This window comes from Bradyrhizobium sp. 141, from assembly GCF_023074055.1.
In the GTDB taxonomy this organism is placed as follows: domain Bacteria; phylum Pseudomonadota; class Alphaproteobacteria; order Rhizobiales; family Xanthobacteraceae; genus Bradyrhizobium.
Map to the genome: position 1 here is coordinate 93,158 of NZ_JADPKR010000094.1, position 21,663 is coordinate 114,820.

Consider the following 21,663-nt stretch of genomic DNA (forward strand, 5'->3'; position numbering starts at 1 on the left):
CTCAGTAACCCAGATAGGATTTGCGGATTTCTTCGTTGTTCGCGATGTCCTTGGCATTGCCCGACATCACGATGCGGCCGGTCTCGATCACATAGGCTTGGTCGGCGAGTTCGAGCGCGAGTTGGGCGTTCTGCTCGACCACCAGGATCGACACCTTGTCCTCGCGGTTGATCTTGCCGAGGATGCCGAACAGGTCGCGCACGACCAGCGGGGCGAGGCCGAAGGACGGCTCGTCCAGCAGCATCAGCCGCGGCCGCAGCATCAGGGCACGGGCAACCGCGAGCATTTGCTGCTCGCCGCCGGACAGCGTGCCGGCCTGCTGAGTGTGGCGCTGCTTCAGCACCGGGAAATGCGCGTACATCCGCTCGATGTCGGAGACGATGCCGGCGCTGTCCTTGCGGGTGATGGCCCCGAGCTGGAGGTTCTCCTCCACCGTCATGGTGGTGAAGGTGCCGCGGCCCTGCGGCACATGGGCGATGCCGAACCGCACGATGTTCTCGGTCGAGCGGTTGTTCAGCGGCTTGCCGTCGAACTCGATCGCGCCGGTCGAGCGCACCATGTTGCAGATCGCGCGCAGCGTGGTGGTCTTGCCGGCGCCGTTGGCACCCAGCAGCGTCACGAGCGAGCCCTCGTTGAGCGAGAAGGACAGGCCATGGAGCGCCTGGACCTGGCCGTAATAGGCGCGCAGGTCCTTGACGTTGAGCAGCGTCGTCATTGGTCCTTGCTCCCGAGATAGGCCTTGATGACGTCGGGGTCGGCCTGCACCTGGGCAGGCGTGCCTTCCGCGAGCTTCTTGCCGAAATTCAGCGCGACGACGTGGTCGGCGATCGACATCACGAGGCCCATGTGGTGCTCGACCAGCAGCACGGTCATGTGGCGCTCGTCGCGGATGCGGCGAATGAGGTCGCCGAGCACATAGACTTCCTCATGGTTGAGGCCTCCGGCCGGTTCGTCGAGCAGCAGGATCTTCGGATCGGCCGCCAGCGCGCGCGCCAGCTCGACGCGCTTCTGCGTGCCGAAGGGCAGGCCGGACACGACGGTGTGGGCTACGTCCTCGAGATCGAGATAGGCGAGGATCTCGTGCACCTTCTTGTTGACGTTGGTCTCGCTGCGCCGGACCCAGGCAAGCTTCAGGGAGTCGCTGATAATGTCGCTGGAGGTCTTCGAATGGGTGCCGACGCGGACGTTGTCCATCACCGACAAGTTCGGAAACAGCGCCACGTTCTGGAAGGTGCGGCCAATGCCGATCTCGGCGATCCGGTGCGGCGGCCGCGTCAGGATGCTTGCGCCTTCCATCAGGATGTCGCCGGACGACGGCTGATAAAGCCGGGACAGGCAGTTGAAGAGCGTGGTCTTGCCGGCGCCGTTGGGACCGATCAATCCGAGGATGGCGCCCTTGTGCATGTCGAAGGACACGCCGTTGAGCGCGATGATGCCGCCGAACACGACGCTGACGTCGCGAACCGCGAGCAGGGGCGATGTCCCCTGCGCGAGCTGTGCCTGCGTCATCTCGTCTCGCCCACATCGTTCAGTGAGCGAAGGGGCGATGCGAACCGCTCCCGATGATGACAAAGGCTATCTGAATCCCTCGGCCACACGCGCAACTTTCCCTCCTGATTTCAGCTTTTTGCTGACGTCTTTTTTGGAATGCGGCATCAGACCCCCGAGCGCCGCTTCGATGTTCCTTACCATCGCTAAGAGACGCGGTCCAATGTCGTTGATCAAATGCTCTTCCGTGAAACGGAATGCGGGCGCGCCGCAATTGAATGCGTAAGGACCGGTTCCGTCGTTGAGCTTGAGCGCGACGCCGGCGGCGCCGATGTCGTCGTGCCAGTCGCCGACGGAGATCGCAAAGCCGTATTTCGCGACGGTCTCGCCGGAACGTTCCAATCCATCGCGCATCTTCGGCCAGCGGCTGCCGTAATGCTCGCGCAGCAGGCGCGAGAGTTCTGCGCGATCGTCGCTGTCGAGCGCCCAGAAATAGGCGCGACCCATCGCGCTGGTTGCAATCGGCACGCGGGCCCCGACGTCAAGTTGGACACCGACCGTCTCGCTGCCGCGGCTCTGCCCGAAATAGATCATGCTGTGACGGTCGCGGCCGCCGACGGCGACGGCGCCGCCGGTCGCGCGCATCACGTCCTCGCGAAACGGTTCGGACAAATGCCGAACACCGAGATTGGCGAGCGCTGCGTAGCCGAGCGACATGGCGGCGGGCGTGAGCTGGTACTTCTCGAAGCGGGGAACCGGCGCCAGATAGCCGAGCTTGGTCAGTGTATAGGTCAGGCGTGACACGGTCGGCTTCGGCAGGTTGGTCCGCGCCGCGATCTCCTGATTGCCGAGAAGGCCGTCATTGGGTTCGAATGCGCGCAATACGTCCAGTCCGCGGGAAAGCGCGACGACGAAGTTCCGATCGGTCGCGGTCTTCTTTCCTGTACGCTTCATCCCTGATCTGCTTCTTGCGCGGAGTCGTTGACAACGTCCGTGCTTCAAAATAACCCTGCCGTCAAGATGCGGAATTAAATTCCGCACCGCGAAATCGACAAAAGTATATAGCCCCACCAAGGAGGGACACCGTGAGCGAAGTGGTCAAGCTTGAGCGTCATGACGAAGTCGGGATCGTCACGGTCAACAGCCCTCCGGTCAATGCGCTGAGTGCCGCAGTCCGCGGGGGCATCCTGGAATGCATCAAGGCCGCAATCGCCGATCCTGCCATCAAGGGCATCGTGCTGACCTGTGCCGGCCGCACCTTCATTGCGGGGGCCGACATCACCGAATTCGGCAAGCCGCCGAAGCCTCCCGCCCTCAACGATGTGCTGTCCGAGATCGAGAACTCGCCGAAGCCGGTGGTCGCTGCGATCCACGGCACGGCGCTCGGCGGCGGCCTCGAGGTCGCGCTCGCCTGTCATTTCCGCGTCGCGGTCAAGGAAGCCAAGCTCGGCCTGCCCGAGGTGAAGCTCGGCCTTCTGCCGGGTGCTGGCGGTACCCAGCGCCTGCCGCGCGCGGTCGGTCCTGAGCTCGCGGTCAAGATGATCGTCGGCGGTGATCCCATCGGTGCCGCGGAAGCGCTGAAGAACGGCCTGATCGAGGAAATCGTCGAGGGACCGGCGTCGGGCGGCGAGGCCTTCGTGCGCAAGCTGCTGGCCGAGAAGCGTCCGCTGCGCCGCCTGCGCGACGACGATTCCAAGATCGCGGCCGCCAAGGCCGACCGTTCGATCTTCACCAATGCGGTCGCCGCCATGACCAAGAAGTCGCGCGGCCTGGAGGCGCCGTTCGCCGCCGCCGACGCGGTGGGCTACGCCATTGACCTACCTTTCGACGAAGGCCTGAAGAAGGAGCGCGAGGGCTTCCTGAAGCTCGTCGCCAGCGACCAGTCCAAGGCGCAGCGCTATGCCTTCTTCGCCGAGCGCGAAGCCAGCAAGATCGCCGGCGTCCCTGACGGCACCAAGTCGCGTCCCGTGAACCGCGTCGCCATCCTCGGCGCCGGCACCATGGGCGGCGGCATCGCGATGTCCTTTGCCAATGCCGGCGTTCCCGTCACCCTGATCGAGACCGGTGAGGAACAGCTCAAGCGCGGCATGGGCATCATGCAGAAGAACTGGGAAGCGACCGCGGCGCGCGGCGGTATCCCGGCTGACGCGCCTGCCAAGCGCATGGCGCTGATCAACGGCGTCGTCGGCATCGAGAATGTCGGCGATGCCGACCTCGTCATCGAAGCCGTGTTCGAGACCATGGCGGTGAAGAAGGAAGTGTTCGGCAAGCTCGATCAATACGTCAAGCCCGGCGCGGTGCTCGCCTCCAATACCTCGTATCTCAACATCGACGAGATCGCGAAGTCGACCAAGCGTCCGCAGGACGTGCTCGGTATGCACTTCTTCTCCCCGGCCAACGTCATGAAGCTGTGCGAGATCGTCCGCGCCGACAAGACCGCGCCGGATGCCCTGGTGACGGCCGTCACCATCGCGCGGAAAATTGCAAAAGTGCCGGCCGTGGTCGGCGTCTGCGACGGTTTCGTCGGCAACCGCATGCTGGCACAGCGCGGCAAGCAGTCGGAGAAGCTGTTGTTCGAGGGTGCCCTGCCGCAGCAGGTCGATGCCGTGGTGACGAAGTTCGGCATGCCGATGGGTCCGTTCGCGATGGGCGACCTCGCCGGGCTCGACATCGGCTGGCGCTCGCGCAAGGACCGCGGCATCAAGTCGGAGATCGCGGACGCGCTGTGCGAAGCCGGCCGCTTCGGCCAGAAGACCGGCAAGGGCTACTACAAGTATGAGGCAGGCTCGCGCTCGGCGCTGCCCGATCCGGAGGTCGAGAAGCTGATCGACGAGACGCTGCTGCGTCTCGGCCGCAAGAAGCGAATCGTCAGCGACGACGAGATCCTCGAGCGGATGATGTATCCGATGATCAACGAGGGCGCGAAGATCCTGGAAGAGGGCATCGCCGCACGTCCATCCGACATCGACGTGGTCTGGCTCTATGGCTATGGCTGGCCGATCTATCGCGGCGGCCCGATGTTCTGGGCCGACAGCGTCGGCCTCAAGCACATCGCCGATCGGCTGGCCTTCTACGCCAAGGAGACCAACGACCCCAGCCTCGAGCCCGCCCCGCTGCTGAAGAAGCTCGCGGCCGAAGGCAAGACGTTTGCCTCGCTGGCGGCGGCGTCGAAGGCGGCGTGATGGGGCTTTGCGCTCCAACTCTCAGTCATTCCGGGTTCGCCCTTCGGGCGCCCCGGAATGATTGCTGTGTGGTTTAAGGAAGCAATGACCCATCCTGGCGAACAGTTTTACCCCGAGGGCGTGCGGTGGGACGACACCATCGTCCAGGGCTCGCTGCCTGACCTGCTGGCAAAAGCCGCCGCCGACTACGGCCCGCGCACCGCGCTGGAATTCCGGGACCGTTCGATCACCTATGCCGAGCTCGCCGCGATGGCCGAGCGCGCCGCCGCGGCGTTCCTGCGCGCCGGCTGCGGCAAGGGCACGTCAGTCGCGCTGTTCCTCGGCAATTCGCCGGATCACCCCGTCAATTTCTTCGGCGCGCTGAGGGCCGGCGCCCGCATTGCGCATCTGTCGCCGCTCGACGGCGAGATCGCACTGACGCACAAGGTCTCCGATTCCGGCTCGCGCCTGCTCGTCACGTCCAATCTCGCAGCGCTGCTGCCGAACGCGCTGAAGTTTCTGGAGAAGGGGCTGATCGATCGCCTCGTCGTCTGCGAGGACGATCATTGGGGCAAGGTCGGCACGCCGCAGGCGGCGATCCCCAATGATCCCCGCATCGTGACCTTCAAGGCGTTCGTCGAGGGTGCGACCACACCGGCAGAATGGCCTGCCGTGACGGCAGACGACGTCGCGCTGCTGCAATATACCGGCGGCACCACCGGCCTGCCCAAGGGCGCGATGCTCACGCACGGCAATCTCACCTCCGCTGTGTCGATCTACGACGTCTGGGGCAAGCCGTCGCGTGCCGCGCGCGGCGACGTGATTGAACGCGCGATCTGCGTGCTGCCGCTGTTCCACATCTATGCGCTCACCGTGGTGCTGCTCTCCTCGCTCAGCCGCGGCAATCTGATCTCGCTGCATCAGCGCTTCGACGTCGAAGCCGTCATGCGCGACATCGAGGTCAAGCGCGCGACGTATTTTCCGGGCGTGCCGACGATGTGGATCGCGATCGCCGCGCTCCCCGACCTCGACAAGCGCGACTTCTCCTCGCTCGCCACCATCGGCTCCGGTGGCGCGCCGCTGCCGGTGGAGACCGCGAACTTCTTCGAACGCAAGGTCGGCAAGAAGCTGCGCAGCGGCTGGGGCATGACCGAGACCTGCTCGCCCGGGACCGGTCATCCGCCCACAGGTCCCGACAAGCCGGGCTCGATCGGCCTGATGCTGCCCGGCATCGAGCTCGATGTGGTCGCGCTGGACAATCCGACAAAAGTGCTGCCGCCGGGCGAAGTCGGCGAGATCCGCATCAAGGGGCCGAACGTTACTCAAGGCTACTGGAACAAGCCCGAGGGATCGGCGGAGGCCTTCGTCGACGGCCGCTTCCTCACGGGCGACATCGGCTATGTCGACACCGACGGCTATTTCTTCCTGGTCGATCGCAAGAAGGACATGATCATCTCCGGCGGCTTCAACGTCTATCCGCAGATGATCGAGCAGGCGATCTACACCATTCCAGGCGTGCACGAGGTGATCGTGCTCGGCATTCCCGACCCCTATCGCGGCGAGGCCGCAAAGGCCTTCATCAAGCTGAAGCCGGACGCAAAGCTGCTCTCGCTAGACGAGCTGCGCGCGCAGCTCGCCGGCAAGCTCGGCAAGCATGAATTACCGGCCGCGGTCGAATTCGTCGACGATCTGCCGCGCACGCCGGTCGGAAAGTTGTCGCGGCATGAATTGCGCCAGCAGCAGAAACCGTCACAATCCAAACCATAGATAAGTAAGTTCACAGGAGGATCCGATGGATCTCGCATTCACGAAAGAAGAGCAGGCGTTTCGCGAGGAAGTGCGATCATTCTTCCGCGATAACGTGCCGCCGGATACGCGGCGCAAGCTGGTGGAGGGCCGCCACCTCTCGAAGGACGAGATGGTGACGTGGTGGCGCATCCTCAACAAGAAGGGCTGGGGCGTCAGCCACTGGCCCAAGCAATATGGCGGCACGGGCTGGACCTCCGTGCAGCACTACATCTTCAACGAGGAGCTGCAGTCCTATCCGGCGCCGCAGCCGCTCGCCTTCGGCGTCAGCATGGTCGGCCCGGTCATCTACACCTTCGGCAATGAGGAGCAGAAGAAGCAGTATCTGCCGCGCATCGCCAATGTCGACGATTGGTGGTGCCAGGGCTTCTCCGAGCCCGGCTCCGGCTCCGACCTCGCCTCGCTCAAGACCAAGGCCGAGCGCAAGGGCGACAAGTGGATCATCAACGGCCAGAAGACCTGGACGACGCTCGCCCAGCACGCCGACATGATCTTCTGCCTGTGCCGCACCGACAACAACGCCAAGAAGCAGATGGGCATCTCCTTCATCGTGTTCTCGATGAAGTCGAAGGGCGTCACCGTGCGCCCGATCCAGACCATCGACGGCGGCGTCGAGGTCAACGAGGTCTTCTTCGACGACGTCGAGGTTCCCTACGAGAACCTGATCGGCGAGGAGAACAAGGGTTGGGACTACGCGAAATTCCTGCTCGGCAATGAGCGCACCGGCATCGCCCGCGTCGGCGTCTCCAAGGAGCGCATCCGCCGCATCAAGGATCTTGCCTCCAAGGTCGAGTCCGGCGGCAAGCCGATCATCCAGGACGCCGCGTTCCGCGAGAAGCTGGCGGCCTGCGAGATCGAGCTGAAGGCGCTGGAGCTGACGCAGCTGCGCGTCGTGGCCGACGAAGGCAAGCATGGCAAGGGCAAGCCCAATCCGGCGTCCTCCGTGCTGAAGATCAAGGGCTCCGAGATCCAGCAGACCACCACCGAGCTGCTGATGGAAGTGATCGGCCCGTTCGCCGCGCCCTACGATGTGCACGGCGACGATGGTTCGAACGAAGCCATGGACTGGACCGCCCAGATCGCGCCGAGCTACTTCAACAACCGCAAGGTCTCGATCTACGGCGGCTCCAACGAGATCCAGCGCAACATCATCGCCAAAGCGGTGCTGGGGCTGTGATCGCACCTCGTCACCACGCACTTGCCGTCATTGCCGGGCTTGACCCGGCCATCCACGCCTAACGGCACGAAGAACGTGGATGCCCGGCACAAGGCCGGGCATGACGACATCAATACCGGGAGAGTAGAGAAACATGGATTTTGATCTGAACGAGGAGCAGCGGCTTCTCAAGGAAAGCATCGACGGCCTGCTGACCGATTCCTACGATTTCGAGCAGCGCAAGAAATATATGAAGGAGAAGGGCGGCTGGAGCAAAACGGTCTGGCTCAAGTTGGCCGAGCAGGGCCTGCTCGGCCTGCCCTTCGCGGAAGCCGATGGCGGCTTCGGCGGCGGCGGCGTCGAGACCATGATCGTGATGGAAGCGCTCGGCAAGGCGCTGGTGCTCGAGCCCTATCTCGCGACGGTCGTGATCGGCGGCGGCTTCCTGCGCCATGCCGGCACCGATGCGCAGAAGGCCGCGCACGTGCCCGGGATCGTCGATGGAAGCAAGACGCTGGCCTTTGCCCAGCTCGAGAAGAACTCCCGCTACGATCTGTTCGACGTCACCACGACGGCGAAGAAGAAGGGCGACAGCTGGGTCATCGACGGCGAGAAGTTCGTCGTGCTCAACGGCGAAAACGCCGACACCCTGGTCGTCACTGCCCGCACCAAGGGCGACCGCCGTGACAAGACCGGCATCGGCGTGTTCCTGGTCCCCGCCAATGCCAAGGGCGTTGCAAAGAAGTCCTACCCGACCCAGGACGGCCTGCATGCCGCCGACATCACCTTCACCGGTGTCGAAATCGGCCCCGATGCGGTGCTCGGCAATCCCGAGGATTCGCTCGCGCTGATCGAGCGCGTGGTGGATGAGGCCCGCATCGCGCTCTGCGCCGAGGCAGTCGGCTTGATGGATGAATCGCTGAAGACCACCGTCGAGTACATCAAAACTCGAAAACAGTTCGGCGTCGCGATCGGCTCGTTCCAGTCGCTGCAGCACCGCGCCTCCGACATGTTCGTCGCGGCCGAACAGGCGCGATCGATGTCGATGTTCGCGACCATGGCTGGTGATTTCGAGAACGCGCAAGAGCGCTCCAACGCCGTCGCTGCGGCCAAGGTGCAGATCGGCAAGTCGCTGAAATTCGTGGGACAGCAGGCGATCCAGCTGCACGGCGGCATCGGCATGACCATGGAGGCCAAGATCGGCCACTACTTCAAGCGCCTCACCATGATCGAGAACAGCTTCGGCGACACCGACTACCACCAGCGCCGCGTCGCCGATGCGGGTGGGTTGAACTAATCGCCGTAACGCGAGGCGGCAGCCGCACAAAGATCGTCATGCCCGGGCTTGTCCCGGGCATCCACGTCTTGGCGGCGAGAAGAACGTGGATGGCCGGGACAAGCCCGGCCATGACGGTGGAGCAAGCAAGCACGAAGTAGAAGAGGAAGCAGGTAGTGAAAAACACCCCGTTCGATCTCACCGGCAAGGTCGCCGTGGTCACCGGCTCCAGCCGCGGCATCGGCCGCTCCTCCGCCGAACTGCTGGCCAAGCTCGGGGCCAAGGTCGTGGTGTCCTCGCGCAAGGCGGATGCCTGCAAGGAGGTCGCCGACGGCATTATCGCTTCCGGCGGCGATGCCACCGTCATCGCCTGCAACATCGCGCGCAAGGCCGAGGTCGAGGCGCTGATCGCGGGCGCGACCAGGCATTACGGCAAGATCGACATCCTCGTCTGCAACGCCGCGGTGAATCCCTATTACGGCCCACTGCTCGACATCACGGACGAGGCCTTCGACAAGATCATGGGCTCGAACGTCAAGAGCAACATCTGGCTCTCCGCGCTGGCGATCCCGCAAATGGCGGAGCGCGGCGGCGGCTCCGTGATCATCATCTCCTCGATCGGCGGCTTGCGCGGCTCCACCGTGATCGGCGCCTACGGCATCTCGAAGGCGGCCGACTTCGCCCTGTGCCGCTCGCTCGCCGGCGAATGGGGCCCGAAAGGCGTCCGCGTCAACTGCATCGCGCCCGGCCTCGTCAAGACCGATTTCGCCCGCGCGCTCTGGGAGGACGAGGCCATGCTGAAGCGCCGTACCGCCACCACGCCGCTGCGCCGCATCGGCGAACCCGACGAAATCGCCGGTGCCGTCGCCTACCTCGCCTCGGATGCGTCGAGCTTCATGACGGGACAGACCATCGTCATCGACGGCGGCGTCACCACGGCGGCCGTGTAGCGGATCGTGTCCCGGACGCATTGCAGCGCGAAGCGCTGCTATGCTGAGCCGGGACCCAGCAGCCCTGGCATTGGGCCCCGGCTCAGCAGCGCACCGCCAAGGCGCTGCGCTGCGTCCGGGGCACGAGACCGAGTCCAACCTTGACCTTCCGCCTCCAATCCGCTCCCTTTGGCGCGACACAATGACTCCCTCCAGGGAAACGCCAAGCTAGACGCCAGGGTAAGCCGCCATGTCTTTCGTCCTCGCCATCGACCAGGGCACCACCTCCTCGCGCGCGATCGTGTTTCGCGGTGATATTTCCATCGCGGCGAAGGCGCAGCAGGAATTCCCGCAGCATTTTCCCGCCTCGGGCTGGGTCGAGCATGAGCCGGAGGACATCTGGACCTCGACCGTGATGGTGTGTCGCGAGGCGATCGAGCAGGCCGGCATCAATGCAAAGGACATCGCCGCGATCGGTATCACCAATCAGCGCGAGACCACCGTGGTGTGGGACCGCGCCACCGGGCAGGCCGTGCACCGCGCCATCGTCTGGCAGGACCGCCGCACCGCCGACATCTGCGCGAAACTCAAGGCAGCAGGCCGCGAGCCCGTGATCTCGCAGAAGACCGGCCTGATCATCGATCCCTATTTCTCCGGCACCAAGGTCGCCTGGATCCTTGACCACGTGCCCGGTGCCCGGGCCCGCGCCGCGCGCGGCGAGCTGATGTTCGGCACCGTCGATTGCTATCTGCTCTGGCGCCTCACCGGCGGCAAGGTGCACGCCACCGATGCCACCAACGCCTCGCGCACGCTGCTGTTCAACATTCACACCGGCCAATGGGACGACGAGCTGCTGGAGATCATCGGCGTGCCGCGCTCGATGCTGCCCGAGGTGAAGGATTCCTCCGCCCGCTTCGGCGAGAGCACGCCCGAGCTGTTCGGCGGCGCGATTGCCATCTCGGGCATCGCCGGCGACCAGCAGGCCGCGACCATCGGCCAGGCCTGCTTCCGTCCGGGCATGATGAAGTCGACCTACGGCACCGGATGCTTCGCGCTGCTCAACACCGGCACCACGCCTGTGGTATCGAAGAACAAGCTGCTCACCACCGTCGCCTATCAGCTCGACGGCAAACGCACCTACGCGCTGGAAGGCTCGATCTTCGTCGCCGGCAGCGCGGTGCAATGGTTGCGCGACGGCCTCGGCATCATCAAGCACGCCGCCGAGACCGGACCTCTTGCTGATCAGTCGGACTCAATGCAGAGCGTCTATCTCGTTCCCGCCTTCGTCGGCATGGGCGCGCCCTACTGGAATCCACGCGTGCGCGGCGCGCTGTTCGGCCTCACCCGCAACACCGGTCCCGCCGAGCTCGCACACGCCGCTCTGGAAAGCGTCTGCTACCAGACGTTCGACCTTTGGGCCGCGATGCGCGCGGACTGGCCAAGCTCCGAAACCGCCAGCGTCGTCCTCCGCGTCGACGGTGGCATGACCGCATCGGACTGGACCATGCAGCGCCTCGCCGATTTGCTCGACGCCCCCGTCGACCGTCCCGTGATCCAGGAGACCACCGCGCTGGGCGCCGCCTATCTCGCCGGCCTCAACGCCGGCGTCTATCCCGAGCCGACGAAGTTCGCCGACAACTGGCGCCTCGAACACCGCTTCAAGCCGAACATGAGCCAGGCGACAAGGGAGCGAAAGCTCGCGGGCTGGGCAAGGGCGGTGAAGGGCGTGCTGGCGAGCGATGAGGGGGAGGGGTAATACGGCATTTGCGCGACGACCTGGAGCGCGCGCCTCGTCCTTCGAGACGACCGCTTCGCGGTCTCCTCAGGATGAGGCTAAGAAGCATTGGTGCTCGTTGAAACTGTGGCCGCGCACTCAATCCTCATCCTGAGGGCCCGCCAGCGGCGGGCGTCTCGAAGGATGGCCGCAGGCGAGATCGCCTCCATATGCGATTGTCATGCGGATCTGCGCGTGCTTAAGGCGCGCTTGGCCGGGACGACAATGGAGTATGCAACTCACGCCCGGCTCTACAGGAAACAACAATGATCCTCCCCGACGGCTACTCCGACGTCCCCGCCGGCAAGATCGCGGCCGTCGTCACCCATCTCGAGATGACCGCACCTCCCGCGCGCCGCGACGATCCGCCGGGCGCCTGGACCCTGCGCAAGGTCGAAGCCCCCGCGCTTCCTTGGTACCGCGATCTCTTCCGCCGCGTCGGCGAGGATTGGCTGTGGTTCTCGCGCGCACGCATGACCGATACGGAGCTCGCCGCAATCATTCATGCGCCGGGCATCGAAGTCTACGCACTCTCCATGAATGGCCGCGACGAAGGCCTGCTTGAGCTCGACTTCCGCGAGCCCGGCCAGTGCGAGCTGATCTATTTCGGCGTCACCGCACCCCTGATCGGCACCGGCGCCGCCCGCTTCCTGATGAACCGCGCGCTGGAGCTCGCGTGGTCACGTGACCTCCGCCGCGTCTGGGTCCACACCTGCACCCTCGACCACCCATCGGCCGTTGCCTTCTATCAGCGCTCCGGCTTCCGCCCGTTCCGCCGCCAGATCGAAATCGCCGACGATCCGCGCCTCGACGGCGCGGCGCCGCGCGATGCGGCGAAGCACGTGCCGATTATCGAATAGTGCGCGGCTGCCTCCTCACCGCCATTGCGAGGAGCTCGCGACAAAATTGCGAAGCAATTTTGCGCTGATGCGACGAAGCAATCCAGGCTGTCCCGGCGGAAAGATCCTGGATTGCTTCGCGGAGCCTGTCATCGGGCCGCGCTACGAGCGGACCCGTTGGCTCGCAATGACGGAGTATGGGCACCGCCGTCGCTCTTCCAAAAGATCAACTCGCGAGCAGGCCGTAGCCCGGATGAGCGCAGCGATATCCGGGACAATATCCCCGCATGTCGCTGCGCTCATGCGGGCTACGACTTGTCAAAATACCTCCTGCTTCCCCCTTGCCAGCGAAAACCCACGCTGCATCGCGTTGAAGCACGTCAGCCCCGTCTGCTCCGATCGGCAGGTGAATCCAGCGCGCTGCCACACCTCGCCATAGGCCAGCACCGGCAGCGAGGCGTCCATCACCGTGTCGCCGGCGCAGATGCGGCCCGGGGCTCCCTTCGCGCTCATCTCGAAGGCGTGGCCATAATCCAGCTCGCAATCGGCGGGGCGGCGCGGGCGGGTCTCCATGTTCATGATGTCGCAACGGAGCACGCCCTGGCCGTTGTCGGTGAAAAACTGGCAGACGATGTTTTTCGACGGTGTCAAGAAGCCGATCGGGGGGGCCTGCGCGTGGGCAGGGCTCGCCGCGGCGAGCACGGCGACGCCAAGTCCCATCATTGCAAATCGCCGCATCATGCATGCTCCTGCGTCCGGCTCTGTCATGCCCGGACTTGATCCGGGCATCCATCCCTATTCTATAATGGGCTCGTGAAAAAGATGGGTGGCCGGGTCGAGCCCGGCCAGGACACGCGGGCGCGAACCATGTTTCTGATCGGCCAATATGATTCCCCCTTCGTTCGCCGCGTCGCGATTGCGCTGAAGCTTTACGGCCTTACCTTCGAGCACAGACCGTGGTCGACCTTCGGCGACGCCGACAAGATCGCGCCGTATAATCCGCTGCGGCGCGTGCCCACGCTGGTGCTCGACGACGGCGAGGCGCTGATCGAGAGCACGATCATCCTGGATTATCTCGACGAGCACGTCGGCGAGGCGAAAGCGATGCTGCCGCGCAGCGGCGCCGAGCGGCGCAAGCATTTGCGCATCTGCGCGCTCGCGTCCGGGCTCGGCGACAAGGCGGTCAGCCTGCTCTACGAGCGCGTGCTGCGGAAGGAGCAGCTGACGCTATGGGTCGAGCGTTGCCAAGCGCAGATCGGCGACGTCCTGAAGGTGCTCGAGGCCGAGCGCACGAAGGTGCCGACGCCGTACTGGCTGGGCGATCGGATCGGTCACGCCGACGTCGCGGTGGCCTGCGTCGTCCGCTTCACCCGCGAGGCGCACCCGCAGCTGTTCGACGCGTCGCGCTATCCGGCATTGTCGGCACACGCCGAGCGCTGCGAGGCGCTGGCGCCGTTCAAGGAGATCGTGCAGCCGCTGGCCCCGCCGAAGGGATGAGGCACACGTGTCCCGGACGCGGTACGGCGTGCAACGCTGCGCCGCAGAGCCGGGACCCAGATAGCTGAACACGCGGCGAATGTAGGCCCCGGCTCTGCAGCGCATCACTTCGTGCTGCGCAGCGTCCGGGGCACGAGACCGAGATGCTTGTTCGCTCCCAAGGCGGTGCCGTAGCCCGGATGAGCGTAGCGATATCCGGGAAGTCAGGTCCCGCATGTCGCTTTGCTCATGCGGGCTGCCGCTATTTCCTCCGCGTCACGCCGTTCGTCCGCAGATACTCGTCCAGTTCGAACCCCAGATCCTCGGCGCGATCGAAATACGCCTCCGCGGCATCCGGGTCCTTCGCCATCCCTTCGCCGCGCGCGGCCATCACGCCGAGCGCTGCGGCGGCGCGGCCGATGCCGAGATCGGCGGCGCGCTTGTACCAGTGGATGGACTCGCTGAGATCCTTCTCGATGCCAGGCAATTGCCCGGTGGCATAGAACGCGCCGAGATTGGCGCAGGCGCGCGGCTGGTCGCGTTGTCCGGCCTGCTTCAGGTAGAACACTGCCTTGTTGCGGTCACCGATGCCTTGCATCGCATAGACGAACAGCTCGAAATAGGCATCGGCGTTGCCGCGCTTCGCCGCTTCTAGATGCAAAGCAAGGCTTTTGGCCACGTCCTTCGTTTGCCCGCGACCGTTGTAGGCCATCAGTCCCAGGAGATAGCGCACGGCGCCATCGGGGTCGTCGCCTGCAAGCGCATTCTGGGCGTAAGCATAGGCGTCATCATATTTCCTGAACGTCCAATAGAGATTATAGGCGGTGAGATAGGCGCCATAATCCGAGCCGAGTTCGGCCGCGCGTTTGTAGGCGGCGATCGCCGCGTCGCGATCGCGCGGCACGCCCCAGCCGTTCCAGAGGCAGCGGCCATAGTCGACCCAAGCTTTGGCGTGCCCGCCGAGCGCGACCTCATGCAGCGCCCGTGCCAGCGTGTCGCGACTCTCGACCGGCGCCTCGCTTGTTTCGATCGCTTTGAACAGGGCCACCGCGGCGGCATAGAGCTGGTCATCGCGCGACGGCGAGCGCGGGGCGGCGAGGAGCTTTGTGACGTTTTGCATGATTCCGCTGGCATCATTTGATTTGGACGGCTGCTGTGCAACCTCCGCCGCCGCCGCTTCGAGCGGGGCAGCACGATGCGAGACAAAGATCCCGCCAATCATCATGAGGCAGATGACCAGGATTTCCAGACGATTACGAATGCTTCCCTCCCGCGCGCCGAGCGGATGTTCGTCGGCACGACGTGCTGCCTTCCGGGTCCCGGTTTTGCGGAGCGGCACCTCGTTCCATATCGCGTCCGGGACACAGATCGAAGCACGCGGCATCCGACGGAGTGCGGAACTCACGCGGCAGGCGATGATAGAATACTACCTGTGTTTTGCCCGACGGATCAAGTCGTTTCGGTAACGCCGAAATTACTTAGGGTTTTCAACCCCATCGCTACTGTGCATGGGGTTGTTTTTCGCTTTTGGCTTTCCGAGGCCTACCCTGCTCCCGCGCGCTTCTTCTGCCAGACGAGGTGCACAGCGCAGGTGCAGCCGGGCGGATGCGAGGCGAGGTCCTTGGACGTCTCGTCGTTCGCGGGTGTTGCCGCAAACGCCTTGTCGGTCCCCTCACGCGTCGGAATGTAATTCAGCACCGGCGCGAGCCAACGCTCGGTCTCCGCCACCGTCATGCCCTTGCGCGCGGCATAGTCCTCGACCTGGTCGCGTTCGATCTTGCCGACGCCGAAATAATAGCTGTCGGGGCTGGCGAAATAGAGCCCGGATACGGAGGAGCCCGGCCACATCGCAAAGCTCTCGGTGAGCTTCACGCCACAGCTGGCTTCCGCATCGAGCAGCTCGAACAGCGTCGCCTTCTCGGTGTGATCGGGCTGTGCGGGATAGCCGGGGGCGGGACGGATGCCCTGGTATTTCTCCAGGATCATTTCGTCGTTGGAGAGCGCCTCGTCCGGTGCATAGGCCCAGAACTCGCGGCGCACGCGGGCATGCATGCGTTCGGCGAAGGCTTCGGCGAGCCGATCGGCCAGCGCCTTGCACAGGATCGAGGAGTAATCGTCGTTGGCCATCTTGAAGCGGTCGGCGACCGCGTCCTCGCCGATCCCGGCGGTGACGACGAAGCCGCCGACATAGTCGGGCACGCCGGTGCCGGCGGGCGCGACGAAGTCGGCCAGCGCCGCGTTGAAGCGGCCCTCGCGCTTCTCGAGCTGCTGGCGCAGCGTGTGCAGCGTCGCGATGCTCTTCGTGCGGCTCTCGTCGGCATAGAGCACGATGTCGTCACCTTCAGCGTTCGCCGGCCAGAAGCCGATCGCCGCGCGCGCCCGGAACCATTTCTCCTTGACGATGGTGTCGAGCATCTTGCGCGCGTCGTCATAGAGCGAGCGCGCGACCTCGCCGACCTTGGCATCGTCGAGGATGGCGGGGAAACGTCCCGCGAGCTCCCAGGTCTGGAAGAACGGCGTCCAGTCGATGCAGTCGACCAGCTCGGCGAGGTCGTAGTCGTCAAAGCTGCGGATGCCGAGGAAGGTCGGCTTCACCGGCTTGCTCTTGGCGAAATCGACCGGCACGCGATTGGCACGCGCGGCCGCGAGCTTCAGGCGCTTCTTGTCGGCCTGCGCGCGCAGATGCGCGTCCGAGATCTTGGCGTATTCGGCGCGGACCTCGGCGGCATAGGCCTCGCGCTTCTCGGGCGAGAGCAGCGAGGAGGCGACGCCGACCGCGCGGCTGGCATCGTTGACGTGCACGACGGGACCGGCGCGGTAGCTCGGGTCGATCTTCACCGCGGTATGCACGCGGCTCGTGGTGGCGCCGCCGATCAGCAACGGCAGCTTGAGGCCTTCGCGCTGCAATTCGCCGGCGAAGAACGCCATCTCGTCGAGCGAGGGCGTGATCAGGCCTGATAGCCCGACGATGTCGGCCTTCTCCGCCTTCACGGTCTCGACGATCTTGGCGGCCGGCACCATCACGCCGAGGTCGATCACCTCGAAATTGTTGCACTGGAGCACGATGCCGACGATGTTCTTGCCGATGTCGTGGACGTCGCCCTTGACGGTCGCGAGCACGATCTTGCCAGCGGAGGAGGAGCTCTCGGTGCCGATGCCGTTGGCGAGATTGCGCGCCTTTTCTTCCTCCATGAATGGCATCAGCCAGGCCACGGCCTGCTTCATCACGCGGGCGGACTTCACCACCTGCGGCAGGAACATCTTGCCGTCGCCGAAGAGATCGCCGACCACGTTCATGCCGGCCATCAGCGGTCCCTCGATCACGTCGAGCGGGCGCGACGAGGCCTTGCGGGCTTCTTCGGTGTCCTGCTCGATGAATTCGGTGATGCCGTGCACCAGCGAATGCGATAGCCGCTTCGCCACTGGCCATTCGCGCCAGGCGAGATCGGCTTCCTTGGTCTGGGTCTTGTTGCCGCGGAATTTCTCGGCCAGCGCCAGCAGGCGCTCGGATGCGCCCGGATCGCGATTGAGGACGACGTCCTCGCATACCTGGCGCAGCTCCGGGTCGATGTCGTCATAGACGATCATCTGCCCGGCGTTGACGATGCCCATGTCCATGCCCGCCTTGATGGCGTGATACAGGAACACCGAGTGCATGGCTTCGCGCACCGGCTCGTTGCCACGGAACGAGAACGAGAGATTGGAGACGCCGCCCGAGATGTGCGCGCCCGGCAGGTTCTGCCGGATCCACCGCGTCGCCTCGATGAAGTCGACGCCGTAATTGTTGTGCTCCTCGATGCCGGTCGCGATCGCGAAGACATTGGGATCGAAGATGATGTCCTCGGGCGGGAAGCCGACCTTGTTCACCAGGATGTCGTAGGCGCGTCTGCAGATCTCGGTCTTGCGCGCGAACGTGTCGGCCTGGCCGACCTCGTCGAACGCCATGACAACGACGGCCGCGCCATGGCGGCGGGCGATCCTGGCCTCGAAGATGAACTTCTCCTCGCCTTCCTTCATCGAGATCGAGTTGACGACCGGCTTGCCCTGCACGCATTTCAGGCCGGCTTCGATCACCGAGAATTTCGAGGAATCGACCATGACGGGGACGCGGGCGATGTCGGGCTCGGCGGCGACGAGGTTGAGGAAGGTCACCATCGCGGCTTCGGAATCGAGCAGGCCTTCGTCCATATTGACGTCGATGATCTGCGCGCCGTTCTCGACCTGGTCGCGTGCGACTTGCAGCGCGGCTGTGTAGTCGCCGGCGGTGATCAGCTTGCGGAAGCGGGCCGAGCCGGTGACGTTGGTGCGCTCGCCGACGTTCACGAAGGGAATCGCGTCCGTCAGCACGAACGGCTCGAGGCCGGAGAGCCGCAGGCGCGGTGCAATCTCCGGCACGATGCGCGGCTTGTGCGGGGCGACGGCGGCGGCGATCGCCGCGATATGGTCCGGCGTGGTGCCGCAGCAGCCGCCGACGATGTTGACCAAACCATCGCGCGCGAACTCGCCGACCAGGCGCGCCATGTATTCGGGCGTCTCGTCATACTGGCCGAATTCGTTGGGCAGGCCGGCGTTGGGATAGGCGCAAACAAGCGTGTCGGCGACGCGGCCGATGTCGGCGATGTGCGCGCGCAAATCTTCGGCGCCGAGCGCGCAGTTGAAGCCGATGGTAACAGGCTTCGCGTGCCGCACCGAATGCCAGAACGCTTCCGGCATCTGGCCCGAGAGCAGGCGGCCGGATTTGTCGGTGATGGTGCCTGACACCATCACCGGCATGTCGATGCCGCGCGCTTCGGTGATCTCGGCGATCGCATAGAGCGCCGCCTTGGCGTTCAGCGTATCGAAGATGGTTTCGACCAGCAGCAGATCGACGCCGCCGTCGAGCATGCCGTTGATCTGCTCGCCATAGGACTTTCGCAAATCGTCAAAGGTGACGGCGCGGTAGCCGGGATTGGAAACGTCGGGCGAGATCGAGGCGGTGCGGTTGGTCGGGCCGATGGCACCGGCGACGAAGCGCGGCCTGCCGTCCTCGGCCTCGACGCGCCGCGCGGCGTTGCCGGCGAGGCGGGCGCCTTCGCGCGCCATCTCGTAGACGATGTCGGTGAGGTCGTAATCGGCCTGCGCGATCGAGGTCGTCGAGAAGGTGTTGGTCGCGACGATGTCGGCGCCGGCGCGCAAATAGGCGGCGTGGATGTCCTCGATCGCCTGCGGCTGGGTCAGGATCAACAGATCGTTGTTGCCGCGCAGGTCGCGATGGAAGTTCTTGAAGCGCTCGCCTCGGAAGGCTGCCTCGTCGAACTGGAGGTTCTGGATCATCGTGCCCATCGCGCCGTCGAGCACGAGGATGCGCGCGCGCGCGGCATTGAGCAGGGCAGTTCGCTTCGGAGAGGTGGATACGGTCATGTTGTCTTAAGCCGCCTTCTGCGCGCTCTTGGCGCGGATGCCGAGCAAATGGCTGATCGCGAACACGAGATCGGCGCGGTTCATGGTGTAGAAGTGGAAGGTGTCGACGCCGTGCTTGGCAAGCTTCTGCACCTGGCCGGCGGCAACGGTCGCGGCCACCAGCTTGCGGGTCTCGGCATCGTCATCGAGGCCTTCGAATTTCGCGGCGAACCAGTCCGGCACCGAGGTGCCGGCGCGGGTGACGAAATTGCGAGCCTGCTTGAAATTGTGCATGGGCATGATGCCCGGCACGATCGGAATGTCGATGCCGCGGGCGCGGACGCGGTCGAGATAGCGGAAATAGAGATCGTTATCGAAGAACACCTGGGTGATCGCGCGGCTCGCGCCAGCATCGACCTTGGCCTTCAACGTGTCGATGTCGGCATCGAAGTCGCGGGCCTCGGGGTGCTTCTCGGGATAGGCCGAGACCGACACCTCGATATCGGCGTGCCGCTTCTTGATCCCCGCGACGAGGTCGGCCGAACTCTGATAGCCGTCGGGATGGCTGGCATAGGGCGTGCCGATGCCGCCGGCCGGATCGCCGCGCAGGCCCACGATGTGGCGAACGCCGACCTCGTGATAGCGATCGACGATCTCGTCGATCTCGCCGCGCGAGGCGCCGACGCAGGTCAGATGCGCCGCCGGCAGCAGCGCGGTCTCTTTCAGGATGCGCGAGATGGTGGAGTGGGTACGTTCGCGGGTCGAGCCGCCGGCGCCGTAGGTCACCGAGACGAATTTCGGGTCGAGCGGAGCGAGCCGGTTGATGGTCTCCCAGAGATTGCGCTCCATCTCTTCCGTCTTGGGCGGGAAGAACTCGAACGAGATCGCAGGCCGCTTCAGGTGCCCGTCTTGCCCGTCGGCTCGGGCAGGAATCGTCAGGTCGGTCATGGCACCACTTGCTCCAGATTGCGTCGCCAGATTTGGCGGCCGCCGGTCAGGTTCTCGCTTGAACGGCCTAAGATAGGGCAAAGGCGAATTGATCTACAGCCCATCGCGGATGGGAAATGGCCCACTTCGTGCTAAATATATTGAATTCGTATGCCTTAAGGCAAAATTGTGGGATACGGATTCTATCGAAAATTGTACGTAAAATCAATATTATATGGCCGAAGAGCTGGAGCTAACGGGCAAGGTAAGGCGGTGGGCAGTGTGAATTGACGATGATGTGGTCGCCAATTGTCCCAACGTCTACTGGACGGCCGGTTCGCAGCCCGCACACGCCAGACCCGCGCCGTCAGCCCATTGCCGCGGCGTCGCCCGCAACTAACTTAGCGCGCCATGATCCCGCTCTCAGTCCTCGACCTCTCCGTCGTTACATCAGGCACCAAGCCCGCCGCGGCGTTGCGCAACAGCATCGATCTGGCGCGCCATGTCGATGGCCTCGGCTATGTCCGCTACTGGCTCGCTGAACACCACAACCTCGCCTCGGTCGCGAGCCCCGCGCCCGACGTCATGATCGGGCAGATCGCGGCAGTGACGACGCATATCCGCGTCGGCTCCGGCGGGGTGATGCTGCCCAATCACGCGCCGCTGGTGGTGGCCGAGCGCTTCAAGATGCTGGAGGCGCTGTTTCCCGGGCGCATCGACCTTGGCCTCGGCCGTGCGCCCGGCACCGACGGCGCGACGGCTTACGCGCTGCGTAGCCGGCTCGACCGCCGCGAGGGCGACGATTTTCTGGAGCGGCTGCACGAACTGATTCTGTGGCAGACGCGCGAATTCCCCGCAGGGCACCCCTACAACAACGTCGTCGCCATGCCCGACGACACCGCCCTGCCGCCGATCTGGCTGCTCGGCTCCAGCGATTATTCTTCGGAGCTCGCCGCCCAAGTCGGCATGGGCTTCGCCTTCGCCCATCATTTCGCGTCCCACGATGCGGTCGATGCGATGGTGCATTACCGTAACCGCTTCCAGCCCTCGTCCTGGCGTGCGAATCCGCAAGCGATCCTCGCGGTCGCGGCAATCGCGGCCGATACCGATGAGGAGGCCGAACGGCTCGCCAGCTCGTTCGACCTCAACCAGCTGCGCCGCGACCGCGGCCAATATCTGCCGCTGCCGAGCGTCGAGGAGGCGCTGGCCTATCCTTACTCCGATTCCGAGCGCACCTCGATCCTCCGCAACCGCTCTCGCCTGTTCGTCGGAAGCCCCGCGACGGTGCGGAAGAAGCTGCAGCCGCTGATCGACGCGAGCAAGCCGGACGAGCTGATGGTGATCACCGCCGTGTATGACCACGAGGCGCGGAAGAAGTCGTATTCGCTGCTGGCGGAGGCGTTTGGGCTGGCGAAAGTTGCAGCCGCGTAGCCAGTCCTGTGCCCCGGACGC

At 64.8% G+C, this 21,663-nt stretch carries 16 protein-coding genes; 9 read left to right on the top strand and 7 right to left on the bottom strand.

Annotation, left to right across the window (positions count from 1 at the left end; translation table 11 throughout):
• Position 1 precedes the first annotated feature (1 nt).
• From IVA81_RS27915 to IVA81_RS27925, 3 genes are all read right to left on the bottom strand, one after another.
• Entirely contained in the window at positions 2–715 is a 714-nt protein-coding gene (locus IVA81_RS27915) for an ABC transporter ATP-binding protein (protein WP_247323966.1), read from the bottom strand.
• A complete protein-coding gene (locus tag IVA81_RS27920; RefSeq protein ID WP_247323967.1) occupies positions 712–1,509 on the bottom strand; it encodes an ABC transporter ATP-binding protein in 798 nt (265 codons plus the stop codon). Before IVA81_RS27920 ends, IVA81_RS27915 begins: the two co-directional genes overlap by 4 nt.
• Positions 1,510–1,575: 66 nt before the next feature.
• Entirely contained in the window at positions 1,576–2,442 is an 867-nt protein-coding gene (locus tag IVA81_RS27925; protein WP_247323969.1) for an IclR family transcriptional regulator, read from the bottom strand.
• 131 nt (positions 2,443–2,573) lie between these two features.
• Here IVA81_RS27925 and IVA81_RS27930 point away from each other — a divergent pair, with 131 nt between their 5' ends.
• From IVA81_RS27930 to IVA81_RS27960, 7 genes are all read left to right on the top strand, one after another.
• Positions 2,574–4,670, top strand: a complete 2,097-nt coding sequence (locus IVA81_RS27930) for a 3-hydroxyacyl-CoA dehydrogenase NAD-binding domain-containing protein (protein WP_247323971.1) — start codon at positions 2,574–2,576, stop codon at positions 4,668–4,670.
• Positions 4,671–4,754: 84 nt separating this feature from the next.
• Positions 4,755–6,416 (top strand): dicarboxylate--CoA ligase PimA, encoded by a 1,662-nt coding sequence (gene pimA / locus IVA81_RS27935; protein WP_247323972.1) that lies wholly within the window; start codon positions 4,755–4,757, stop codon positions 6,414–6,416.
• Positions 6,417–6,441: 25 nt separating this feature from the next.
• Positions 6,442–7,632 (top strand): pimeloyl-CoA dehydrogenase large subunit, encoded by a 1,191-nt coding sequence (gene pimC / locus IVA81_RS27940; protein WP_247323974.1) that lies wholly within the window; start codon positions 6,442–6,444, stop codon positions 7,630–7,632.
• Positions 7,633–7,765: 133 nt separating this feature from the next.
• Complete coding sequence (gene pimD, locus IVA81_RS27945) at positions 7,766–8,908, top strand: pimeloyl-CoA dehydrogenase small subunit (RefSeq protein ID WP_247323975.1); 1,143 nt, start codon at positions 7,766–7,768, stop codon at positions 8,906–8,908.
• 155 nt (positions 8,909–9,063) lie between these two features.
• The gene (locus tag IVA81_RS27950; RefSeq protein ID WP_247323977.1) at positions 9,064–9,837 is read left to right on the top strand and encodes a glucose 1-dehydrogenase; all 774 of its coding nucleotides are present in this window, start codon (positions 9,064–9,066) and stop codon (positions 9,835–9,837) included.
• 229 nt (positions 9,838–10,066) lie between these two features.
• Positions 10,067–11,572 carry a glycerol kinase GlpK gene (gene glpK, locus IVA81_RS27955; RefSeq protein WP_247323979.1) on the top strand — a complete coding sequence of 502 codons (1,506 nt, stop codon included), beginning with the start codon at positions 10,067–10,069 and terminating at the stop codon, positions 11,570–11,572.
• Positions 11,573–11,856: 284 nt separating this feature from the next.
• Entirely contained in the window at positions 11,857–12,450 is a 594-nt protein-coding gene (locus tag IVA81_RS27960) for a GNAT family N-acetyltransferase (protein WP_247323981.1), read from the top strand.
• A 297-nt stretch (positions 12,451–12,747) separates the two neighbouring features.
• Here the strand turns inward: IVA81_RS27960 and IVA81_RS27965 are convergent, their stop codons facing one another.
• The gene (locus tag IVA81_RS27965; protein WP_247323983.1) at positions 12,748–13,170 is read right to left on the bottom strand and encodes a DUF6636 domain-containing protein; all 423 of its coding nucleotides are present in this window, start codon (positions 13,168–13,170) and stop codon (positions 12,748–12,750) included.
• Between the two features lie 126 nt (positions 13,171–13,296).
• Between IVA81_RS27965 and IVA81_RS27970 the strand changes: the two genes are divergently transcribed.
• A complete protein-coding gene (locus tag IVA81_RS27970) occupies positions 13,297–13,926 on the top strand; it encodes a glutathione S-transferase family protein (RefSeq protein WP_247324327.1) in 630 nt (209 codons plus the stop codon).
• A gap of 241 nt (positions 13,927–14,167) precedes the next feature.
• Here the strand turns inward: IVA81_RS27970 and IVA81_RS27975 are convergent, their stop codons facing one another.
• The 3 genes from IVA81_RS27975 to metF form a co-directional block, all read right to left on the bottom strand.
• Entirely contained in the window at positions 14,168–15,025 is an 858-nt protein-coding gene (locus tag IVA81_RS27975) for a tetratricopeptide repeat protein (RefSeq protein ID WP_247323985.1), read from the bottom strand.
• A gap of 422 nt (positions 15,026–15,447) precedes the next feature.
• Positions 15,448–19,305, bottom strand: a complete 3,858-nt coding sequence (gene metH, locus IVA81_RS27980; RefSeq protein ID WP_247323987.1) for a methionine synthase — start codon at positions 19,303–19,305, stop codon at positions 15,448–15,450.
• Between the two features lie 6 nt (positions 19,306–19,311).
• Positions 19,312–20,232 (bottom strand): methylenetetrahydrofolate reductase [NAD(P)H], encoded by a 921-nt coding sequence (gene metF / locus IVA81_RS27985; RefSeq protein WP_247323988.1) that lies wholly within the window; start codon positions 20,230–20,232, stop codon positions 19,312–19,314.
• 390 nt (positions 20,233–20,622) lie between these two features.
• On the opposite strand from metF, the gene IVA81_RS27990 reads away from it, so the two are divergent.
• Positions 20,623–21,642, top strand: coding sequence for an LLM class flavin-dependent oxidoreductase (locus IVA81_RS27990; protein WP_247323990.1), 1,020 nt, complete (start codon positions 20,623–20,625; stop codon positions 21,640–21,642).
• Positions 21,643–21,663: the final 21 nt, after the last annotated feature.

Bases quoted from the DNA above. Each gene is read 5' to 3' on its own strand.
- IVA81_RS27990 (WP_247323990.1), top strand. From the start codon at position 20,623: ATGATCCCGCTCTCAGTCCTCGACCTCTCCGTCGTTACATCAGGCACC.
- pimD (WP_247323975.1), top strand. From the start codon at position 7,766: ATGGATTTTGATCTGAACGAGGAGCAGCGGCTTCTCAAGGAAAGCATC.
- IVA81_RS27975 (WP_247323985.1), bottom strand. From the start codon at position 15,025: ATGCAAAACGTCACAAAGCTCCTCGCCGCCCCGCGCTCGCCGTCGCGC.
- IVA81_RS27925 (WP_247323969.1), bottom strand. From the start codon at position 2,442: ATGAAGCGTACAGGAAAGAAGACCGCGACCGATCGGAACTTCGTCGTC.
- IVA81_RS27965 (WP_247323983.1), bottom strand. From the start codon at position 13,170: ATGATGCGGCGATTTGCAATGATGGGACTTGGCGTCGCCGTGCTCGCC.
- metH (WP_247323987.1), bottom strand. From the start codon at position 19,305: ATGACCGTATCCACCTCTCCGAAGCGAACTGCCCTGCTCAATGCCGCG.
- IVA81_RS27915 (WP_247323966.1), bottom strand. From the start codon at position 715: ATGACGACGCTGCTCAACGTCAAGGACCTGCGCGCCTATTACGGCCAG.
- IVA81_RS27970 (WP_247324327.1), top strand. From the start codon at position 13,297: ATGTTTCTGATCGGCCAATATGATTCCCCCTTCGTTCGCCGCGTCGCG.
- IVA81_RS27960 (WP_247323981.1), top strand. From the start codon at position 11,857: ATGATCCTCCCCGACGGCTACTCCGACGTCCCCGCCGGCAAGATCGCG.
- pimA (WP_247323972.1), top strand. From the start codon at position 4,755: ATGACCCATCCTGGCGAACAGTTTTACCCCGAGGGCGTGCGGTGGGAC.
- pimC (WP_247323974.1), top strand. From the start codon at position 6,442: ATGGATCTCGCATTCACGAAAGAAGAGCAGGCGTTTCGCGAGGAAGTG.
- metF (WP_247323988.1), bottom strand. From the start codon at position 20,232: ATGACCGACCTGACGATTCCTGCCCGAGCCGACGGGCAAGACGGGCAC.
- IVA81_RS27920 (WP_247323967.1), bottom strand. From the start codon at position 1,509: ATGACGCAGGCACAGCTCGCGCAGGGGACATCGCCCCTGCTCGCGGTT.
- glpK (WP_247323979.1), top strand. From the start codon at position 10,067: ATGTCTTTCGTCCTCGCCATCGACCAGGGCACCACCTCCTCGCGCGCG.